This is a genomic window from Bradyrhizobium sp. CW1, from assembly GCF_023100665.1.
GTDB lineage: Bacteria > Pseudomonadota > Alphaproteobacteria > Rhizobiales > Xanthobacteraceae > Bradyrhizobium > Bradyrhizobium canariense_D.
The window spans coordinates 2,225,785-2,242,701 of sequence record NZ_CP064684.1 but is presented as its reverse complement, the minus strand read 5'-3'; the positions used below and the strand labels follow the sequence as shown (position 1 = coordinate 2,242,701).

16 protein-coding genes are annotated in these 16,917 nt (G+C 65.7%); 4 read left to right on the top strand and 12 right to left on the bottom strand.

Annotation, left to right across the window (positions count from 1 at the left end; all coding sequences use genetic code 11):
- Positions 1-29: 29 nt before the first annotated feature.
- Positions 30-827, bottom strand: coding sequence for a class III extradiol ring-cleavage dioxygenase (locus tag IVB54_RS10875; RefSeq protein ID WP_247294809.1), 798 nt, complete (start codon positions 825-827; stop codon positions 30-32).
- A 158-nt stretch (positions 828-985) separates the two neighbouring features.
- Here IVB54_RS10875 and IVB54_RS10870 point away from each other — a divergent pair, with 158 nt between their 5' ends.
- Positions 986-1,165 carry a hypothetical protein gene (locus IVB54_RS10870; protein ID WP_007601069.1) on the top strand — a complete coding sequence of 60 codons (180 nt, stop codon included), beginning with the start codon at positions 986-988 and terminating at the stop codon, positions 1,163-1,165.
- Positions 1,166-1,180: 15 nt separating this feature from the next.
- On the opposite strand, the gene IVB54_RS10865 is transcribed toward IVB54_RS10870, so the two are convergent.
- Positions 1,181-2,641 carry a carboxylesterase family protein gene (locus IVB54_RS10865; RefSeq protein WP_247361233.1) on the bottom strand — a complete coding sequence of 487 codons (1,461 nt, stop codon included), beginning with the start codon at positions 2,639-2,641 and terminating at the stop codon, positions 1,181-1,183.
- An 81-nt stretch (positions 2,642-2,722) separates the two neighbouring features.
- Positions 2,723-2,968 (bottom strand): hypothetical protein, encoded by a 246-nt coding sequence (locus tag IVB54_RS10860; protein ID WP_018457468.1) that lies wholly within the window; start codon positions 2,966-2,968, stop codon positions 2,723-2,725.
- Between the two features lie 191 nt (positions 2,969-3,159).
- On the opposite strand from IVB54_RS10860, the gene IVB54_RS10855 reads away from it, so the two are divergent.
- The 3 genes from IVB54_RS10855 to IVB54_RS10845 all read left to right on the top strand — a co-directional run bounded on the left by IVB54_RS10855 (position 3,160) and on the right by IVB54_RS10845 (position 6,645).
- On the top strand, positions 3,160-5,850 hold the full coding sequence (locus tag IVB54_RS10855) for an alpha/beta hydrolase fold domain-containing protein (protein ID WP_026233376.1): 2,691 nt from the start codon (positions 3,160-3,162) through the stop codon (positions 5,848-5,850).
- Between the two features lie 128 nt (positions 5,851-5,978).
- Positions 5,979-6,251, top strand: a complete 273-nt coding sequence (locus IVB54_RS10850; protein WP_018457466.1) for a hypothetical protein — start codon at positions 5,979-5,981, stop codon at positions 6,249-6,251.
- An 88-nt stretch (positions 6,252-6,339) separates the two neighbouring features.
- Positions 6,340-6,645: a hypothetical protein gene (locus tag IVB54_RS10845; RefSeq protein WP_018457465.1), complete on the top strand. Its 306-nt coding sequence runs from the start codon at positions 6,340-6,342 to the stop codon at positions 6,643-6,645.
- A 19-nt stretch (positions 6,646-6,664) separates the two neighbouring features.
- On the opposite strand, the gene IVB54_RS10840 is transcribed toward IVB54_RS10845, so the two are convergent.
- From IVB54_RS10840 to IVB54_RS10800, 9 genes are all read right to left on the bottom strand, one after another.
- Complete coding sequence (locus IVB54_RS10840; protein WP_018457464.1) at positions 6,665-6,820, bottom strand: hypothetical protein; 156 nt, start codon at positions 6,818-6,820, stop codon at positions 6,665-6,667.
- 111 nt (positions 6,821-6,931) lie between these two features.
- A complete protein-coding gene (locus tag IVB54_RS10835) occupies positions 6,932-7,447 on the bottom strand; it encodes a septal ring lytic transglycosylase RlpA family protein (protein WP_018457463.1) in 516 nt (171 codons plus the stop codon).
- A 93-nt stretch (positions 7,448-7,540) separates the two neighbouring features.
- The gene (locus IVB54_RS10830) at positions 7,541-7,762 is read right to left on the bottom strand and encodes a hypothetical protein (protein ID WP_026233375.1); all 222 of its coding nucleotides are present in this window, start codon (positions 7,760-7,762) and stop codon (positions 7,541-7,543) included.
- A gap of 30 nt (positions 7,763-7,792) precedes the next feature.
- Positions 7,793-9,043: a DUF1501 domain-containing protein gene (locus IVB54_RS10825; RefSeq protein ID WP_247777204.1), complete on the bottom strand. Its 1,251-nt coding sequence runs from the start codon at positions 9,041-9,043 to the stop codon at positions 7,793-7,795.
- A 2-nt stretch (positions 9,044-9,045) separates the two neighbouring features.
- Entirely contained in the window at positions 9,046-10,497 is a 1,452-nt protein-coding gene (locus IVB54_RS10820) for a DUF1800 family protein (RefSeq protein ID WP_247777203.1), read from the bottom strand.
- A gap of 171 nt (positions 10,498-10,668) precedes the next feature.
- A complete protein-coding gene (locus IVB54_RS10815) occupies positions 10,669-13,185 on the bottom strand; it encodes a M56 family metallopeptidase (RefSeq protein ID WP_018457459.1) in 2,517 nt (838 codons plus the stop codon).
- The gene (locus tag IVB54_RS10810) at positions 13,182-13,574 is read right to left on the bottom strand and encodes a BlaI/MecI/CopY family transcriptional regulator (protein WP_018457458.1); all 393 of its coding nucleotides are present in this window, start codon (positions 13,572-13,574) and stop codon (positions 13,182-13,184) included. Before IVB54_RS10810 ends, IVB54_RS10815 begins: the two co-directional genes overlap by 4 nt.
- Before the next feature lie 261 nt (positions 13,575-13,835).
- Complete coding sequence (locus tag IVB54_RS10805) at positions 13,836-15,488, bottom strand: NAD-dependent malic enzyme (protein ID WP_083926483.1); 1,653 nt, start codon at positions 15,486-15,488, stop codon at positions 13,836-13,838.
- Positions 15,489-15,801: 313 nt separating this feature from the next.
- Positions 15,802-16,797: a tripartite tricarboxylate transporter substrate-binding protein gene (locus IVB54_RS10800; RefSeq protein WP_085350245.1), complete on the bottom strand. Its 996-nt coding sequence runs from the start codon at positions 16,795-16,797 to the stop codon at positions 15,802-15,804.
- Positions 16,798-16,917: the final 120 nt, after the last annotated feature.

Here is a 16,917-nt window from a genome sequence, read left to right as displayed (position 1 = left end):
CTCTCCTCGCTTGCGGGAAGAGGAGAAGATCACCCGCCAAACACATACGACGCCATCGCGACATTCGCGACCTCGTCGACGAAGACGCGCTTGCCCGTGTCGCTGACGGCGGCGCCGGCGGCCACCATCAGCGGCAGCAGATGATCTTCGCGCGGATGGGCCAGGCGCGCACTCGGCGCGTTCTCCCAGTCAACCAGCATCGCGTTGCGCCGCGCCGCGTCCTTGTGGCTGATCGCCTCGTTCAGGTAAGCCTCGAAATCATACGAGACCGGCTTCGATTCGGCACGGCCGAACCCGCGCATGTTGTGATAGGTGAGTCCGCTGCCGACGATCAGAATGCCTTCGTCGCGTAGGGAGGCAATCGCCTGCCCCATCCTGATGTGCTCGGCCGGATCGTAACTCGATCTCAGCGACAGCAGCACGATCGGCATGTCGGCGTTCGGATACATCAGCCCGAGCGGCACGAAGGTGCCGTGATCGAACCCCTGGTTGGGATCCTCCCGGCAATCAACACCCGCGCGCGTGAGCAGCGCCTTTACCTCCGCGGCGAGCTCGGGCCGCCCCGGCGCCGGGTATTTGAGGTGATAGGTGTGCTCGGGGAAACCGTGATAATCGTACACCATCGGCGGATGCGCGGAAGTCGACACGGTGAAGGCGTCAGCCTCCCAATGTCCTGATATGACGAGCACGGCCTTGGGCCTCTCCGGCAAGAGCTGTGGCAGCCGGCCGAACGCCTCGGCGGTTTTCGCGTATTGCACCCGCCTGTCTTCCATGAACGGCCACGGACCGCCGCCATGCGACAGGAAGAAGGTGGGAAATCGCACCATGGGCGAAGGCTCGTTTCGTTGGCAACATGCGCGTGCGAGTTGCCCGCGCGATCGGCCGCGAGCATAGGCAAACCCGTATGGTTAGCAAGACGTTAACGATTTGCTGCCCAGAATCCCGGGCGTAGCCGAAGGAGTCGGCCAGCAGCCAGGGACGTGAAATGAAGAAGTTTGCGTTGGGGGATGTCGTCAACAGTGACAAGGGCCGCCGCGGCGTCGTTCGCGCCGCCTACAAGTCGAAGGAAGGCCAGCAGTTCTACGCCGTCGAGAAAGACGGCGCGATGGATTATCTGGAGGAAGACCGGCTAAGCCCGGCGCCGCGCGTCGAGCTCGCGGCTTAAGTCCAACTCATCCCTCTAATGCGCGAACCGGTCCAGACGCTCCGACCAGGGGTCGTCTCCGCTCGCGATGCCATCGTTCGCGATCAGCAGCAGGCGATCGCTGCCTGCGGCCGAATCCCAATGCGGCAGGTCCGCACCGTTGGGATCGCCGCTCCTGGCGAAATTGATCCAGTAGGCGCGCATGCGATTTGCGACCTCGCGATCGGCTCCTGACAAGATGCCTGCACCGGGCATGCCTTCGACGCCGAAGATGAACTGCAATTCCCGCCCGTGACCGCCCTCGGGGTTTGCGCGCCGTGCCTCCGGCACATAGGTGAAGCGATAGCGAAAGGTCGGCGCACCGCTGGCGGCATGCAGGCGCGCCAGCAGTCTCACTGGCTCGGAGAAGACCCTGTCGGTGTAGAACCTTGCCGCGCGGTCCGAAGGTCTGGCGAGATCGGGATAGAGCCTGCGCAGCTCATCGCTGGTGGTGCCTGACGATGCCAGCTCTTCCCGGATATCCAGCTCGCCGTCGAAACCGGTCTCGTCGTCGTTCGAGCCGATGATCAAGGGGATGCGGCTCTCATGTCCAGCTGCGAAGCCCGCGGCGACCTCCTCGCTCACCAGACTCCCATCGATCGTCGGCGCGAAGCTGCGCGGCGATTTTTCCAGGAAATGTTTTTCGACGGCAAGCAGGCGTTGCGGTTCGGCTGTACGTAAATCGGCCTGTCGCCCCAGCACCGCCACGAATTGCCGCCCCACAATTTCGGCCTCTTGTGCCGAACGCAGGCGCGCACGGCCGGGGATCGATTGCAGAATGGCTTTCTGGAAGAGATCGCGCGATTGCTCCGACAGCATCAGCAGCGCGATCGACGTTGCGCCTGCGCCACTGCCGAACAAGGTGACGTTGGTGGGATCACCGCCGAAGGCCGCGATGTTGTCGTGCACCCAATGCAGCGCCGCGATCTGGTCCATCAGGCCGAAATTGCCGGAGCCGCCTTCCGACAGCGCGGGATCGCTGAGCCAGCCGAACGCGCCGAGGCGAAAATTCACGGTCACCACGATGAGGCCGGCTTGCGCGAGCCTGGCACCGTCGAACAGCGGATCATTCGCGGTGCCGCTGACGAAAGCGCCGTCGTGGATGAACATCATCACCGGTAGCGGGCCGTCGACCCCGAACGGACGAAACACGTTCAGCGTGAGGCAATCCTCGCTCGATCCCGGCAGCGAGGGCTGAAGACACGGCGCGCCATAGGCATAGGCGGTGCGCATCTCCGAACTCTCGGGTGCAGCCTGCGGCGGACGCCAGCGCAGCGGTCCGAGCGGCGCGGCCACATAGGCCAGCCCCTTGAACGAGGCCACCTCGCCTTCGACGGCGCCAAGCATCTGTCCTTCGCGCGTCAGCGCAAATGGAAACTGGCCGACCGGCTGGGCCACGACCGAGCCGGCGCAACAGAGGACGAGTGACGTCGCAAAAAGCTCGAACACGGACCGCATCTTCGGAGCATCTCGACGCGCGGAAGGATTTTGGGCAGGTTATGTCCGTGGCCCGCCGCGAAGCAAGCGCCGCGGCTGCGCCTAGCTCCGCTTGGCGGCAAGCTCCGCCAGTGCGTGCCGTGCGATGATGCCGAGCTCGCCGAGCGTGGAGTGACCGGACCGCGCCGCCTCGATCAGCCGCTCGGCGATGAACCTGCGGCTGTCGTGATCGCCGCCGTGAGGCAGTTGGCGGCACGTCTCCTCCAGGACGACGTCCATGTTCGCTTTGGTCCGCTCACTCAACTCTGTCATGACGCCCGTTTGCACGCGTGGCAAAAACAAGAGCATACACAGGTGGATCGACCCTGATTAGCCCGGGAAATCACGGCCCTTGTGCATCGCGATGCGTGTGCCGCCGCAACATTCACGCGGCCATGATGACGCCGCAAATGGCTACCGAAGATTGCACATGCCGTGATGACAAGCCGAACCTGCAGCGATAGCCTGCGGGCAAAACAAAACACACGGGAGGAAATGCCATGCCTGATGCAATGGTTGCTGCACGTGCCTCGGACACGGGGCGCGGAACCAGCCAGCAGGTCGATGTTGCCGTGGTCGGTGCCGGATTTGCCGGCCTCTATCTTCTGCATCGGCTACGCAAGGCCGGCCTGACGGCGGTCGGCCTCGAAGAAGCCGGCGACGTCGGCGGCACCTGGTACTGGAACCGATATCCCGGGGCGCGCTGCGACATCCAGACCATTGATTACAGCTACACCTTCGATCCCGACCTCGAGACCGCATGGACCTGGTCGGAGAAATATGCGACCCAGCCCGAGATCCTGCGCTATCTCGGCTTCGTCGCCGACCGCTACGATCTCAGGCGTGACATCCGCTTCAAGACCAAGGTCACGGAAGCGAAATGGGACGAGGCGATCGAGCGCTGGCAGCTCACCACCGATAATGGCCCGCCGGTCTCCTGCCGCCATTACATCATGGCCACCGGCTGCCTCTCGGCGCCCAAGCCGCCGGAGATCGACGGCGTGAAGGACTTCAAGGGCGAGGTCTATTTCACCGGACGCTGGCCGCATGACGGCGTCCATCTCGGCGGCAAGCGCGTCGCGGTGATCGGCACGGGATCGTCGGCCATTCAGTCGATCCCGCTGATCGCCGAGCAGGCTGCGCACCTGACCGTGTTCCAGCGCACCCCGAATTTCGCGCTTCCGGCGCACAACGGTCCCGCGCCGTCCGATCGCATGAGCCTGCTGCAAGGCGATCGCGCGGCCTATCGCGAGCAGGCGCGCCAGTCGATGGCCGGCGTGCCCTATCCGCAGCAGACGGTCGTTAGCTGGCAATTAAGCGATGCCGAGCGTCGTGAGCGGTTCGAACGCGCTTGGGCGGCCGGCGACCTCGTCCACATCCTGACCCAGCTCTGGGCCGACCAGGCGGTCGACATCGACGGCAACAAGATCGTCCAGGACCTGATCCGCGAGAAGATCCGCGCCGCCGTCAAAGACCCCGAGACCGCCGCGGCGCTGATGCCGGACGATCATCCGTTCGGCGCCAAACGCCCCTGCCTCGATACCAACTATTACGCGACCTACAACCGGCCGAACGTCACGCTGGTCAATCTGCGTCAGGAGCCGATCAAGGCGATCACCGCAAGTGGGATCACGACGGCCAAGCGCAGCGTCGACGTGGACGTGATCGTGTTCGCGACCGGCTTCGACGCCATGACCGGCGCGATCCGCGCCGTGCATCCGATCACCGGACGTGGCGGCAAGTCGCTCACCGACGTCTGGGCGCAGGGGCCGCAGACCTATCTCGGCCTCACCGTCGCAGGCTTCCCGAACTTCTTCATGATCACCGGTCCCGGCAGCCCGTCGGTGCTGTCGAACATGGCGGTGTCAATCGAGCAGCATGTCGACTGGGTCGTCGACCGGCTCAAAGCATTGCGCGACGGCGGCTTCACCACGATCGAGCCGACCGAGACGGCGCAAGCCGGCTGGAACAGGCACATGGCCGATTGCTCGATGGTGACGCTGCACCGGCTCGCCAACACCTGGTACACGGGCGCCAACGTGCCCGGCAAGGTGCAGGGCCTGATGCCCTATACCGGCGGCGTCGGTCCCTATCGCAGCATCTGCGACGAGGTGGTCAGCCGCGGCATGCTCGGCTTCAAGCTGACCGGCCCCGACGTCGCCGCGCAATGCAATGACGGCGAGGTGGTGCGGCTGCAGCCGGACGTGCGGCTGGTGCTGAACCTGCTGGCGTCACTCAACCTGCCGCCGATCGAGTCGATGGGCGCCCTCGGCGCCCGCGCCTTCGTCGACGAGTTCAACAAGGGCCGCCCGGCGGGACGGCCGATCGGCGAGATCGTCGACGGCACCCTGACAGGCGCCGACGGTCCGCTGCCTTACCGGGTATACCGGCCGGCAACGCCGGGGCCGCATCCGGTGGTGGTCTATTTCCACGGCGGCGGCTGGGTGCTCGGCGACGAGCAGTCGGACGAGCCGTTCTGCCGCGACATGGTGCGGCGGACCGGCATGATGCTGGTCAGCGTCGGCTATCGTCATGCGCCCGAGCATCGTTTCCCGGCCGCGGCCGAAGACGGCTATGCGGCGACGCGCTGGATCGCCGAGCACGCCGCCGAGCTCGGCGGCAGGCCGGGCCCGGTGCTGGTCGCGGGCTGGAGCGCCGGCGGCAACATCGCCGCCGTCACCTGCCAGCTTGCGCGCGATCGCGGCGGCCCTGAGATCGCGGGCCAACTCCTGATCTGCCCGGTCACCGACTGCACCTTCGACCGCCCCTCCTACAACGACAATGCGACCGGCTATTTCCTGACGCGCTCGCTGATGTACTGGTTCTGGGACCTCTACTGCTCGCCGACCGACCGCACCGATCCACGCGCCTCGCCGCTCCGCGGCAAGGTCGAAAGGCTACCGCCGGCCTTCGTCGTCACCTGCGAATTCGATCCCCTGCGCGACGAAGGCATCGCCTATGCCGAGGCGATGGCAGCCGCCGGCGTCCCGGTCGAGCAACTCAAGGCGCGTGGCCATTTCCATTCGTCCTTCACGATGGTGGACGTGATCATCACCGGCGCGCCGAGCCGGGTGCAGATGGCCGAGGCCTTGCGGCGCTTTGCCGGGCTTCCGCCCGAAGTTGGTCGCGGCGATGAGACCAGCCACGGGCACACCAGCCCGGGCCATAAAATCGCGGCGGCCGCGAGCTGAAAGCAAACATTTGCCGGGAACTATTTCCCGGTCATCGCGTTTGGTGCTGAGGCATTGAGATGCAGTAATGGGTGTAGGCCCCGGTACGCACGATCGTGTGCCGGGGTCTTTTTGCGTGAGGCGGGACGATGGGGGACGTGGTTGGGGATTCAAAGGTCGACTTTGGTGTCCTTGCGGTGCTGCATAAATGGCCGTCGCTTGCGAACCAGCGACGGTCGGACCGAGCGTCCTACCAGGTGATCGAGGGTACGCTCGACGAATGCATCTCGGCGTTCATGGCGAAGCCGGCGGCGACCAGGCATCTCTATGAGATCCGCACCATCGCGCAACCGCCGCTGGTCACGGACATTCTCTCGCCCGAGCACATCACGGAGCTGGCGCGGCTGCGCGAATTTCTCTGATCCTCGCAGAAGCACCGGCTGAGCGCGGGAACCTTCTGCCGGTTTTTCCCGTTGATGGTGATCGGAAGCGAAGGCGTGAGTGCCTCACATGCTTGAAGCCGGCGTGCCAGCCCCTGTCGTGCCCTATGGCGCAGACCAGACCCTGTTCGTGGTGATCGACCGCCTCGACAAGGCGACCGAAATTCGCGTCGAGCGAAGCGATCTCGACGCCACGATCGGCGAGCTCGTCGCTGGCTGCTTCAACGACCCCATCAAGGTCATCTCGTTCAACACGCTGGAGCACTGGATGAAGGACATCTCGACCGATGTCGCCGGCGAGATCCGGGCGCGCTGTGACATTGATGGCATGACGCTGCCGGACTATCTCAGCGACTTCGTCGAAAGCCACAGCTGAGCGCGCATGGGGATGAGAATCAGGCGCGCCGGTACTTGCCGGCGATGACCTCGATCTCGCGGCGGCGTTCGTGCGCGAAGGTCAGGAGCTTTTCGATCGTCAATGTATCCGTGATCCGTTTGGCCAGCCGCTCGGCGCGTGCGGCCTGATCTTCGAGATACTGGATCGTGGTCAAACGCCGCCTCCCAAGAGCTTAGATCTAGTCCCGAATGATTGGGTATCCATGGTGGCTTGAGGCGGCTAACAGCCGGTTAAGCACAGCGCTTCGGATCGATGCAGCCGCAAATTATTGCACCACGTCGAGCCGGACATTGGTGACACCCTTGTCGACCATGCCGAGCGCCTCCGCCGCGGAGGGAGAGACGTCGACCACGCGTCCGCGAACATACGGCCCGCGATCGTTGATCCTGACGGTGACGAAGCGGCCGGATGAGACATCGGTGACGCGCAGCTTGGTGCCGAACGGCAGGCTGGGATGGGCCGCGGTCAATTCGTTCTTGTCGAACCTCTCGCCGCTCGCCGTCTCCGTGTCCGAATAGAAACTGGCGACGCCGTGGGAGACGCTCTGCTTTGCATCACCGTCGGGGATGCGCGCCCGGCTGATCGGACGCGGATGCAGCGCCGCCACCCTGTGCGGTCGTTCGACAGCGGCCTGGCGGTGGGTGCCGAGATCGGCCTTCTGGTGGCCGACCGGCGATTGCGCACACGCCGCAAGCGACGCCGCGCCGATGGTGGCGAGCAGGATCCGGCACAGGCTTGCCGGCGAAATCCGGGCATTTTCGGCACGTGCAAAGCAAGACATGATGCGCCCTCCGAATGGCCCCGAGTTTCGGTGGGCAATGAGGGCAGAACCTTGTCGGAACGAAAGCGCGCCTGAGGCCGCAGCCGTTTCGGGTTAGCTGTGGCGATTCCACCACACTGGCTTGTCCTGAATCGAGACAGGCTCGTGGGATAAGCCCGATACGACGCGCCAGATCGGGCGCGTCTCCGGCGGAACCTCGTCAGGTTCGGCGCCGCTCCTCGAGAGCCGCGCGAGCTCGCGCCGATAGAGCCGCTGCCAGCCGGTCTTCAAGCTGGCGAGAAAGTCGAGCTCCCGTTGTGTCAGCGTGCACATCATGAACCCGATCCGGTTGCGAGAGCCGCGTCGTCAGCCGACGAGGCCTCCCATCGGTTCGACGTCGGCGCTGCCCGGGAAGACGGCTTCTGCGAGCACCTTCTCCTCGACGCGCAGATGATCCCTCAGCAGGCCTTTCAGCACCGCGCGCAAATCCGTGGTCGGCTTGAGATCGCGATCCTCGAAGAGTTGCGCCGGCTTCAGACCGGGCCAGTCCGCGATCACGCGACCACCGTTGAGCCCGCCGCCGATCAGGAAAGCGACCGTGCCCGTGCCGTGGTCGGTACCCTGCGTACCGTTGATGCGCGCGGTTCGCCCGAACTCGGTGACGACGGCCACGACTGTTTCGCGCCACGCTTCGCCCATATTGCTCTCGATCGCGGCAAAGGCGCCGTCGAGAGCACCGAGCAGATTGTAGAGCTGGCCCGAGGCCACGCCCTCGGCGATGTGCGTATCCCAGCCGACGAAGCCCATGGCGCCGACACGCGGGCCGTCAGGCTTGGCGAGATAGCGCGCGGCCGTGCCGGCGGCTTCGGCGAAATAGGCGCGCACGCGCGCGATGCCGGGCGGCGGCAAGGTCGGATCGTCGGACATCGGATCGCCCGCGCCTGGTGCGCCGCCGAGCGAAGCGAGCCTCATGCGGGCCTGGAGCACGGTCGCAAGCTTCGGATCGGTGTGCTGGTAGAGATCGAGCAGGCGGTTCTGCGTGTCCTCGCTCGCCGGCAACAATCTCTGCGGCACCCATGTCATGACGGGCGCCGAACCGCGCACCACCAGCGGCGTCACGGAGCCGATGCCGAGCGCGCGGCTGCCGCGCGGGTCGACACGCCCGCTGGATTCCAGCGCGAGCAGCGCGCGGTTGAGCCATCCCGAGCTGGTCATGCCCGGCTTGACGAGCCCGCTTTCCAGCACGTCCTGGCCGTCGAAATGCGAACGCTCGCGATAGGGCGTCGCGGCGGCATGGACGATCGCAGCCTTGCCGCTCTTGTAGAGCCGATGCAGATTCGGCATCGCCGGATTGAGCGCGAAGAAGGCATCGAGCGGCAGCGCGGGCGGCTTGCCGTCCAGCACCAGCGCACGATCGCCGCGCAAGGAGATCCAGTCGGGATCGCCGACCGGCGCAACCGCGCCAAGGCCGTCGAGCGCACCGCGCAGCACAATGACCAGCAGGCGCGGATCGCGCCCTTCGGCACGCGCGATCCGCGGCATCTGGCTCCACGTGAACAGCGCGCCGGAGCCGACCAGAAGCTCGCGCCGCGTGGGCAGATGATGGTCAAAGCCCATGGTCACCTCCTCTGGAAATCCGCCGACATGAACAACAGCGCGAGCGCCTGCTGCCGGCTCTCGGCGCGGCCGACGGCCTGCTTCACCTCGGGTGATATCTCCGATGCGAAGACGTCCTCGATGATCGCCTGCGGATCAGCCGTACCGGCGAGGCGCTCGGCAAAATTGTTGGCGATGTCGAGCCGCCGGCCGACGCCGTCGATCCAGCTCGCCTCGTCGTCCGGATAGCCCTTGGGCGCGGATGGACGCCACAGCGCCTCGCCGAGCAGCTCCAGCCCGCCGGTGAAGCGGACTGGATCGACCGTCGTGGCGCCGGTCGCGCGCACCATGCCAACGCCCCACTCGCTGGGACGCTTGAGCTTCGACGGCGGCCCGCGCCAGGCCTCGTCCGAGGACACCATCGCGATCGCGACCTGCTTAAGATCGCCCTCGGTGTCGCGAAAAGTCTTCGCCATCTGCTCGATCAGCACAGGCGGCGGCTCGTCGGCGACGAAATGGCGCGCGAGCTTGGTCGCGATATGGGTTGCGGTCGCCGGATGCGCGGCGAGATCGCGCAGCACCGCGCGGCCCTGCTCGGCATCCTCCTGCTCGTAGCGCTTGCCGAGCACGGTTTGCCCGCCGGGCTCGTGCAGCCGCCGATTGAAGGTGAACTCGCCACCGTGCTCGGGATTGTCGCCGGGCGGCACCAGCGTCCATCCCGTCAACACATTGGCGAAGCTGATGACGTCGTCCTGGGTGTAGCCGGCGCGCACGCCGAGCGTATGCAGCTCCATGATCTCGCGCGCGATGTTCTCGTTGAGGCCGCGGCTGCGGTTGATGCCGGCGATCGAGTTCGCACCCATCGAGCCGAGATTGTCGAGATAGAACAGCATCGCCGGATGGCCCTCGACGGCCAACAGGAGATCGACGAAGCGGCCGAGCATATTGGCGCGAACGGCTTCGCGCTCATAGGCGCCGGACATGCTCTGGATCTTGTTGGCCGAGATGCAGAAATGGTTGGACCAGAACCACACCAGCCGCTCGGCGAAGCCGATCTCGGCGGCAAGCGCGGCTTCCGTGCGCAGCTTGGCTTCCTGCAAATAGATCGGACGCCCGGGATCGGGCACGGCCTCGGCCGCCTGCTTGGCCGCCATCTCGGCGGCGTCCTTGTCCGCACCCTGCCCTTGCGTCTGGTCTTCCGACATTGTCGGCGCGGACGCCGTCTGCTGCCTCTTGGCCTGCTGCTGCGCCTGCTTGGCCCTAGCCGCGCGCCGCGCATTGGCGTCGGCAACGGTGCGATAGGCCTTTGCGCTGGTGGGAAGGACGGCGGCGGCGGTCAGCGTGAGCGGCCGGTCGAGATCGGCGATCAGTGCGCCGCGCGGGTCGGTGCCGACGGCGGCGATCGATCCCGGTCGCGGCCCCATCCCGAAGCGATGAAGCGCCAGCACAGCTTCGGCCTTTGCGGAATTGGTCATCGCGAACGCCTGATTTTCTCGAGCCTGCCAGCGGCACGCCGCGCAAGGCTACGAACCGTAATGCTACATATCGTAGCATTTGCGGTGCTGGCCCGCAAGCAGAGATTGCGCTGTCCCGTCCGATATCGCGAGCCGCCCATCCGGCGTGACTGATGGACGGCCGCAACGCTCCTAGAAATTCGGCCCGAGCGCGATCTTGGTGATCGTGCCGTTCCTGACGCCGATCCGCCATTCCGCCGAGCCGTTGGCGAACTGGGCGATGTAGATGTCGCTGTCGAGCGCGGTGACGCCGCGGAACGAGACCGCACGCAGCGCGCCGAGCTTCGCCAGGATCGCCTGGTCGAACGGAAGCTGCTGCCGCGTGATGTCGGCGACTTCCGACGTCATGTGCTCGTAGTCCGGCTGGCCCTTGCCGACATCAGCGATATAGCGGCGCAGCATATCCTCGCCATTGGCGATCGGAACGGCGCGGCGGGCGGCGCGCCCCGGCTTCGCGCCCATGTTGGAAGCCTCGACATTGTGGAAGCGCGTCTGCCGACCCGGCATCAGCACCTCGAGGCACCGTCCGGACTTGTCGGCGATCACCCAGGGATTGTTCACCGTGGTCGTGGCCGCCCAGCTCATGTTGGGCCGGACCACGCTCTGGGCCTTGCGATTGCCGTCGGCATCGAGATTGAAGACGCGGATGTCCTCGCCCATCTCGTTGTAGACCATGATCCGGATCGGCGAAGTGCCGGCGCGGCCGCGCACATTCGCCTCCTCGGCGCACGTGACGATGCCGCCGAGCTCATCATTGCCGTCGGCCCGGAAGATGACGTCGCCGGCCTTGCCGTCTGGCTCGAGCAGCAGGCGGAATTCCGCCGTGCCGTTCTCGAATTTCGCACCATAGATGTCGTAGCCGCCCGGTCCGACGCCGCGGAAGAACAGCGACTCCACCGGACCGAGGGCGACGAAGGTCGCGTGCAACTCGTCGACCTGGCGGTGGACCTTGGCGGCGAGCGGTGCGCTCATCCGGTCGTAGTTCGGCGTGCCGCTGCGCAGATCCTCGATCCCGCGCAGGATCATCTCCTTGCCGCCGGCGACCGGGACCTGCTCGCGGAAACGATCGGGGACTTCCGCAACGCGACGCGCGAAGTCGGCCTCGATCGCCTGCGCCGCGGCCGCATCGATCCGCGGTGCGAGGCGGGCGCCGAACACCGCGTTCTGGACCAGCACGCGCGAGACCCTGGCCTGCTCGTCGCGCAGGAAAACCAGCAGATTGTCGCCACGGATCGAGAAGGCGTCGGCCCCCTCAGCGAGGAGCGCAGCCCGGCCCTGTACGGTTTCCTGCACCTGGAGCCGATCCCCGTCGCGGTCCACCGTGAGCACGCGGTTCGGTGCGATCCTGTACCAGCCCACATATTGATCGAGTGATCCGGAATCGGTGGCCGCCGTCGGCATCTCGGCAACGAGAAGTGCGCGGATGTCGCGTCCATTCATGCGCAGCATCAGCTCGGCGGAGCGGCGCTCCGCATCGAGCGGGAACGTGATCTCACCGGACGAGGCGGGGTAGGATGCGATGCCGTCAGTGCCGACCGTCAGGCGCAATTTGCGCTGCCCGGTGAGCTGGCCGTAGACCTCGTCGCCGTCGCGGAAGATCGCGAACACCGAGGTCGGACCCATGGCGTAGAAATTGACGAAGGGGCGGTAATGCTGGGCCGGCACCTCTCCACTATCCGCGGCGAGCGGCGCAGGCTCCGGCGTGCGATAGGCGATCATGCCGGCGGACACGATCACGGCCGGGACGATCGCAGCCGCGATCCACGCCCGCTTGCGCCAGCCGACCGCGACGGGCATCGCGGCGGCCGCGATGATGCGCTCGACGCGGGCGCGCACGGTCGAGGCCCGCGCCATCGCGAGCTCGACCGGCCGCGGGTTTACCGTGCTTGCAAAATCAAGCAGGATTTCCGCATAGGACAGCCGGTCGTCGATCACCTCGATGGCCTCGGCGTCGCTGATGATCTCGGCAAGTTCGGCCAGACGCGCGAGCTGCCACCACGAGAACGGGCTGAACCAGAACACCGCGCGATTGAGGGAGGCGAGCAGGAGTATATAGAAATCGCGGTTGGCGACATGCGCGCCCTCATGCGCGAGCACCGCGAGGCGCTTCTTGGCGTCCCAGCCGGAAAATTGCGGCGGCACCAGAATGGTCGAGCCAAACGTGACGGGACCGCCGACGTCGCGGCTGACGCGCACATCGGCGTCGACCATGCGCGGACCGTTGATCGGCCTTGCCGCGCGCGCGAGGCGCCAGGTCAGACAGAGGCCGATGGCCAGCCGCAGCAGCAACAGGCTGGCGACGCCGGCATGGATGACGGTAGCGATCAGCCACCAATTGATTGAGACGCCGTTCTTCGACGGCGGAATCGCCGCGCCGGGCGTCATCGGCTGCATGGGCTGCGGCATCTCGAACGTCGAGATATCAACTGGCATGACATCAGCCGGCACCGATACCGGCGATGGCAGCCGGGTGATCGTGACCGTCGGCCAATGCATCACGAACGGCATCGCCAGCGACGCCAGCAGCACGACGACCCACGCCGTCATGTGGACGTGCGGATTGCGCACGCGAAACAGGTTGAGGCCGAACCAGACGACGCCTCCCAGCACAAGGGAGCGCAGCGCCGCCTCCGCCAGAGTTGCGATCATTCTTTCTTCACTCCCCTCGCCTTCTTCGCCTTGGCCACCTGGTCGGCCAGTGTGCGCAACTGCTGCTGATCGAGCATCGCATTGTCGACCATGCCGACGAGGACCTCCTCCATCGAGCCGTTGCAGAACCAGTCGACGATGCGCTGCACCGCCTTGGCCGCAACCCGCGCGCGCTCTTCGGCTGCGTGGTAGACATAGGTGCGTCCGTCCACCGTGTGCCGAGCATAGCCCTTTTCTTCCAGCCGGCGCAGCACCGTGCGGACTGTCGATTCCTTCAGCCGACGCGACAGCTTCTCGCGCACAATTTCGGCCGTCACAGGACCATGGGCCCAAACCAGTTGCATGACCTCGTGCTCGAGGTCGCCCAGTTCGGGCAAACGATCGTCCATGGCGGCTTACCTTGATTGAATTTCTTGTAACGCTACAGAGCGTCGCATATACGGCCGCGCCGCGCAACCGGGTTTCTACCTGAAATGGTATCGCTGTGCTGACCTAACGTGGCTTGCTTCAAGCGGTCGTCGGGCCCGGGCTTGTCCGGGGCATCCACGTTCTTCGTACCATCCGGCGAGGCGTGGATGGCCGGGACATAGGCGAGCGGAAGCGACGCCGTCCTTCGGACGGCTATGCCCGGCCATGACGAGGCGGAGGCCTCAGTACTGCGGCTCGTACATCTGGGACTGAACCAGTCCCTTCACGTCGTTCGGCGCGGGTCCGTCCGCGAGCCCGCGCTGAAAGGCGACATCGGCGACGGCGGCGGCGATACGCACCGAGACTTCGCGGATGCGTGGCAGCGCCGGGTAGAGGCTGCCTTGCGCGAGATCGTCCTTGCCGACGCAATCGGCGAGCGTATGGGCGGCCGCCATGAACATCTCGTCCGTGACCAGCCGCGAGCGGCTGGCGATGACGCCGAGGCCGACGCCCGGGAAGATGTAGGAGTTGTTGCCCTGGCGCGGCACGAAGGTTCGGCCGTTGAGCTTGACGGGGTCATACGGACTGCCGCAGGCAAACAGCGCGCGGCCTCCGGTGTAGCGGTAGGCGTCCTCCGCCGAACATTCGGCCTTCGAAGTCGGATTGGAGAGCGCGAACACGATCGGCTGCTCGTTGAGCTCGGCCATCGCCTTGAGCACGTCGGGCGTGAAGGCGCCACCGACCGCGGCAACACCGATGATGGCGGTCGGCTTCAGCGTCCTGATCGCGGTGAGGAAATCGGCGATCGGCGCCTGACCGGCATGGGCATAACGGAGCTTGTGACCGGACAGGCCTTGGCGGGCGCCAACGACGAGGCCGCGGGAATCCACCAGCCAGTTGCGCCGAAGCGCCTCGGCTTCAGAGGCACCTTCCGCCATCATCGCGGACGTCACGAGATCGGCGATGCCGGTCGCGGCCTCGCCGGCGCCGAGGAACAGGATGCGCTGGTCCTTCAGCTTGCCGCCGTTGACGCGCAGCGCCGAAAACAGGCCGGCGAGCGCCACCGCAGCCGTGCCCTGGATGTCGTCGTTGAAGACGCAGGCCTCATCGCGGTATTTGTGCAGCAGCTTGAACGCCGAGTGGTTGGCGAAATCCTCGAACTGGATCAGCACACCCGGAAAGGTCTTTCGCGCGGCGACCATGAACTCGTCGACGAAGCTGTCATAGGCCTCGCCCGTGAGCCGCCGCTCGCGCAGGCCGAGATAATACGGGTCCTTCAGGAGCTCTTCGTTGTTGGTGCCGACGTCGAGCACGATCGGCAGGCACGTTTCGGGATGCACGCCGGCGCAGGCCGAATAGAGCGAGAGCTTTCCGACCGGAATGCCCATTCCGTTGGCGCCGAGATCGCCGAGGCCGAGGATGCGCTCGCCATCGGTGACGACGATCAGCTTGGCCGGATAGGGCCAGTTCTTCAGGATCTCGGCGATCTGGCCGCGATCGCGCGAGGAGATGAACATGCCGCGTGGCCGCTGGAAAATCAGGCCGTATTTCTGGCAGGCGAGCCCGACCGTCGGCGTGTAGATGATCGGTTGAATCTCGTCGATATTGTCGACGACGACGCGGAAGAACAGCGCCTCGTTGCGGTCGTGCAAGGCATTCAGCGCGACATATTTCTCGAGATCGGTCGGCAGCGTGCGCAGATTGACCAGCACGCGCTCGACCTGGGTCTCCATCGTCAGCACGCAAGGCGGCAGCAGGCCGCGCAGGCCGAGATCGTCGCGCTCCTGCGCGGAGAAGGCGGTGCCCTTGTTGAGCAGGGGATCGCGCAGCAGCGCCATGCCGTGCACGGAATCGGACGATGTCGAATGGGCGCTGACCCGAGCAGGTCTATTCACGAATTCCCCCAGGGAGTTTCTTATTGAAGGGCGAGCATTGTCGGCCAGCACTCACCTGAGATCAAGGACGCAGAAAACTGCGGCAAGCATTGTGATCCCGCACCGCAGCGAGGTTTTGGTGACAGACCGGTCGTCGTGCGCACGAAAAGGTTAACGCCGCGAGGCTGTCGTTCTCCTCATGGTGAGGAGCGCGGAACGCGCGTCTCCGGACGATGCTTTGCATCGCCGGGCGAACCACGCAGGCCCTGCTCTCGCTTGCGGCGCATCCTTCGAGACACCCGCTCCGCGGGCTCCTCAGGATGAGGCAGTGGTATTATTCCGCCTTGATGTCGGCGGCCTTCACGATCGGCCACCATTTCTCGGTCTCGGCCTTCTGGAAGGCTCCGAGCGCTGCGGGCGTCTGCTGATCGGGCGGAGGAATCTCCTGCCCCAATTCGCCAAACCGCTGCTTGACGGTGGGATCGGCAAGCACGGTGACAATGGCCGCGTTGAGCTTTGTGACGATCTCCTTCGGCGTGTTCTTCGGTGCCCAGATGCCGTGCCAGTAGGAGATGTAGAGACCGGGCAACCCCGCCTCGTCGACCGTCGGGATATCGGGCGCGGAGGCGAGCCGCGTCGGCGACGTCACCGCGAACGCCTTGATCGCACCGTTCTTGTAGTGCGGCAGCGAGTTCGAGGCCTGATCGAACATGATGTCGATCTGCCCGGCCACGAGGTCGATCATGGCGGGCCCCGCGCCGCGATACGGCACGAACTGGAAGTCGGTGCCGGTCCTCTCCTTGAAGAAGACACCGGCGACGTGGGCCCCCGTGCCGGCGCCGGCCGTGCCGGCAGTCACCTTGCCGGGGTTGGCCTTCAGCCACGCGATCATCTCTTTCAGAGTGTTGGCTTCGAGCGTCTTCCGGCCGACGATGAGCTGCGTGCCCATCGCGATCGTCGCGACCGGCTCGAAATCGGCGATCACGTCGTATGGCAGCTTGAAGATCGCGCCGTTGAGCACATGCGTGCCCCAATGGCCGATCGTGATCGTGGTGCCATCAGGCGTTGCGCGCGCGACGCGGGCGCCGGCGATGCTGCCGGAGGCGCCGGCGATGTTCTCCACCACGATCGACGTGTGCAATTCAGCGGCGATGCGTTCGGACAGGATGCGCGCCAGCGTATCGGTCGGACCGCCCGCCGCGAACGGCACCACGAGGGTGATCGGCCGCGACGGAAACGGCTGGGCGCTTAGCGGCGCGATCAACCCATAGGCGATCAGCCCAGCAATGACGATCGCATGATTATGCAATCCGGCCCACAGCCCCCGCATCAGTCTCCCCCCACGCTTTTTGTCGCCCGCATGTTGTCAGCAGGCTGGAGCCGGAGTGAACGCTGCGGCGCGGGCCGAGGCAAGCTGAAAATGATGTCGGACAGCTTAGCACTACTTTGG

What these genes read in the sequence shown, in the direction of transcription:
- IVB54_RS10845 (WP_018457465.1), top strand. Translation starts at nt 6,340, where the DNA reads ATGCTTGAAGCCGGCGTGCCAGCCCCTGTCGTGCCCTATGGCGCAGAC.
- IVB54_RS10870 (WP_007601069.1), top strand. Translation starts at nt 986, where the DNA reads ATGAAGAAGTTTGCGTTGGGGGATGTCGTCAACAGTGACAAGGGCCGC.
- IVB54_RS10830 (WP_026233375.1), bottom strand. Translation starts at nt 7,762, where the DNA reads ATGATGTGCACGCTGACACAACGGGAGCTCGACTTTCTCGCCAGCTTG.
- IVB54_RS10810 (WP_018457458.1), bottom strand. Translation starts at nt 13,574, where the DNA reads ATGGACGATCGTTTGCCCGAACTGGGCGACCTCGAGCACGAGGTCATG.
- IVB54_RS10800 (WP_085350245.1), bottom strand. Translation starts at nt 16,797, where the DNA reads ATGCGGGGGCTGTGGGCCGGATTGCATAATCATGCGATCGTCATTGCT.
- IVB54_RS10865 (WP_247361233.1), bottom strand. Translation starts at nt 2,641, where the DNA reads ATGCGGTCCGTGTTCGAGCTTTTTGCGACGTCACTCGTCCTCTGTTGC.
- IVB54_RS10815 (WP_018457459.1), bottom strand. Translation starts at nt 13,185, where the DNA reads ATGATCGCAACTCTGGCGGAGGCGGCGCTGCGCTCCCTTGTGCTGGGA.
- IVB54_RS10850 (WP_018457466.1), top strand. Translation starts at nt 5,979, where the DNA reads ATGGGGGACGTGGTTGGGGATTCAAAGGTCGACTTTGGTGTCCTTGCG.
- IVB54_RS10825 (WP_247777204.1), bottom strand. Translation starts at nt 9,043, where the DNA reads ATGGGCTTTGACCATCATCTGCCCACGCGGCGCGAGCTTCTGGTCGGC.
- IVB54_RS10855 (WP_026233376.1), top strand. Translation starts at nt 3,160, where the DNA reads ATGCCTGATGCAATGGTTGCTGCACGTGCCTCGGACACGGGGCGCGGA.
- IVB54_RS10835 (WP_018457463.1), bottom strand. Translation starts at nt 7,447, where the DNA reads ATGTCTTGCTTTGCACGTGCCGAAAATGCCCGGATTTCGCCGGCAAGC.
- IVB54_RS10820 (WP_247777203.1), bottom strand. Translation starts at nt 10,497, where the DNA reads ATGACCAATTCCGCAAAGGCCGAAGCTGTGCTGGCGCTTCATCGCTTC.
- IVB54_RS10875 (WP_247294809.1), bottom strand. Translation starts at nt 827, where the DNA reads ATGGTGCGATTTCCCACCTTCTTCCTGTCGCATGGCGGCGGTCCGTGG.
- IVB54_RS10860 (WP_018457468.1), bottom strand. Translation starts at nt 2,968, where the DNA reads ATGCTCTTGTTTTTGCCACGCGTGCAAACGGGCGTCATGACAGAGTTG.